General features: G+C 50.8%; 3 protein-coding genes. 1 reads left to right on the top strand and 2 read right to left on the bottom strand.

All coding sequences use genetic code 11. From position 1 onward, the window contains the following. The first annotated feature begins 217 nt into the window (after window positions 1–217). Complete coding sequence (locus tag MXAZACID_RS16700; RefSeq protein WP_008495713.1) at window positions 218–541, top strand: DUF736 domain-containing protein; 324 nt, start codon at window positions 218–220, stop codon at window positions 539–541. Between the two features lie 442 nt (window positions 542–983). Here the strand turns inward: MXAZACID_RS16700 and MXAZACID_RS16695 are convergent, their stop codons facing one another. Together MXAZACID_RS16695 and MXAZACID_RS19885 are read right to left on the bottom strand one after the other, a co-directional pair. After that, complete coding sequence (locus tag MXAZACID_RS16695; protein ID WP_205619858.1) at window positions 984–1,874, bottom strand: hypothetical protein; 891 nt, start codon at window positions 1,872–1,874, stop codon at window positions 984–986. Between the two features lie 183 nt (window positions 1,875–2,057). Further along, window positions 2,058–2,255 (bottom strand): hypothetical protein (locus tag MXAZACID_RS19885; protein WP_205619857.1); only part of this gene is annotated, 198 nt, incomplete at its 5' end.

Below are 2,255 nucleotides of genomic sequence, written 5' to 3'. Positions count from 1 at the left end.
GACAGGACGATCGCCTTCCTGCAATGGCGGCTTCTAGCTTTTTTCCCCGGCAGCGATGCTGCCTCCTCGCGGAACGCTGCGCTCCAAAAAAGCCAGAAGCCGCCATCCTCCGCTGACGCTACGGCCGCATGCGGTGCAGGCCGATCGTGCCCCCGGTCAATAGATCGCCATCGAGGCTGCGATGGTCGCGGGCTCGAAACAGCATAGGAGATTTGACATGGCCACCATCGGAACCTTCAAGAAAGCGGGCAATGAAATCCACGGCGAGATCGTGACCCTGAGCGTGCAGACGAAGAACGTGCGTATCGTGCCTGAAGCCAACCGTGGCAACGACAACGCCCCCAGCCATCGTATCTTCTGCGGAAGGGCTGAGCTAGGTGCTGGCTGGTCCAAGCGTTCCGCCGAAGGGCGCGATTATATCTCGGTCAAGCTGGATGATCCGAGCTTCAGCGCGCCGATCTACGCCAACCTCTTCGACGATGAAAGCGGCGAAGGCTACACCCTTATCTGGTCTCGCAGCCGCAAGCAAAACGGGGAGTAAGAACCCCGATGAACCCCGCCCGGCGATGCCGGGCGGGGTTTGTTGTGTAAATTGGCGGGAGCTTTTTGGAAATGTTCATATCATACGGAGAAAATTTCGAAACAAAAACGCAGCTTTTTGAAAAAAGCTGCACCAAAAACTTTTGAATTATTAGAGAGGATTGGCCATGCTGGAGCGCCCTTCTGACAGACTTTACGAATATTCACGCCCAGTATCAGTCGTAAATGATTTATCTGTTCGCAGTGATTCAAAAAATGGCTGCTGTCTTGCCGACATCTTCCATTCCGAGGCTCCCATCAATGCTTCCGATTATAAGCAGGATGGGCCGGGAGCGGACAATCGGCTTTGAGGCGAAGAAGGCAGAAAACGGACACGCACCTGATATGTACACCAGAAATAGCTAGACCGGCTCTGTAACCCCAAGCTGTTACATAATTCTTGATTATTGGAACATCATTTTCCTAAGAGCTTCGGCAAATTCCGCCCCGTTTTTCTGGACCGCTTCAGTAAATTCTGGGTAGTCCGCTGGATTTTCCATCATGTGTGAGCCTATGCGCTTCAAAAGCTTCACGACCACAATTTCTCTTGAATCAAGCTTCGGCGCGGAAACTGGCCGAAGATTGCTATACTCTGCGGCAAGCGCTCGTGATTCATCCGTAGCCGCAGGAGTGAAAACCGAGACGAACGCTAATCTTCTATAAATCAGTATGAGCAGTAGAAAATCGAGCAGCATAACGGTTCGGAAAAAATTCAAATCCTCATCAAAATCTCCGAACACACCATGTAATATGCCATGTCTGTTGAAATTTTGGTGGCCGGTGTAAAGGTCGGTATTTTTGAGAAATTTATCCCGCATAAAATCTAGTAGTAGTTCGAACATAAAAAGGCGTTCATCGAAGCGCTCAGGAGAGGATTTTTCTTCCTCAACAAGTTTCTCCAGCTCGACAATTAACCCTTTCGTTCCATGGCCGACGTTTCGATTCGCCGAGGTAGCCACCTTTCTGAGAACGCCCTCCAGCACGGGTATCATCAGAGTTACTGCGGCTGATCTGTATCCGGAAAAGAAAACCCGGAAGGACTCATCAATGCGGTTCGCAAATTCACTGATATGCGGAACCTGGATATACCTATGCAGATACATGGCGGCCAAATATGGCGGACTATATATAGCCGCCACGCTTTCTCTGAGCACTTCCAGCTTTTCGTGCTCAGGCGAAATTTCAATCGCTCGCGCGAGAGTTTCGGTAAATGCTACCGTTTGAAATGCGGGGATGAGCCAATCCACGGTGCGCAGCACTTCGCCCGTCCACACCAATTTCTGAAATGGGCTCATGGTTAAGTTTAGCGGCAAAGCCATTCCCCAGTCACCCCCACCCTCGGAGGAAAGAATTTGTAGGATCGCAGCGATTGTAGCACATGCCGGACCAGACGCGATCACTCGTCAGTATGACGAACAGCTATTCCGCAGGCGATGGTCAACTGCCTCAAATCATCTGCCTAAGCACCGTTCAACAACTCATGGACTTGATGGCACGAGTGTATATTTTTCGCCCTCAAATTTATAAACCTGCTCTTGCGCTGGAATGAGTTTATTGTTCGTATCCAACACCTTGCCATGACGATGCACGATGAATTCCGGCCAGCCATTGCTTTTCACGGGGGATATTCCCACCGTGCTGGTCCAAGAGTAGCAGGGAATCCTACCAGGACTAAC

This window comes from Acidocella sp. MX-AZ02, from assembly GCF_000306035.1.
GTDB classification, from domain to species: Bacteria; Pseudomonadota; Alphaproteobacteria; order Acetobacterales; family Acetobacteraceae; genus Acidocella; species Acidocella facilis.
Note: the sequence above shows the minus strand (reverse complement) of the source record. Positions and strands in the feature narration are given on the sequence as shown.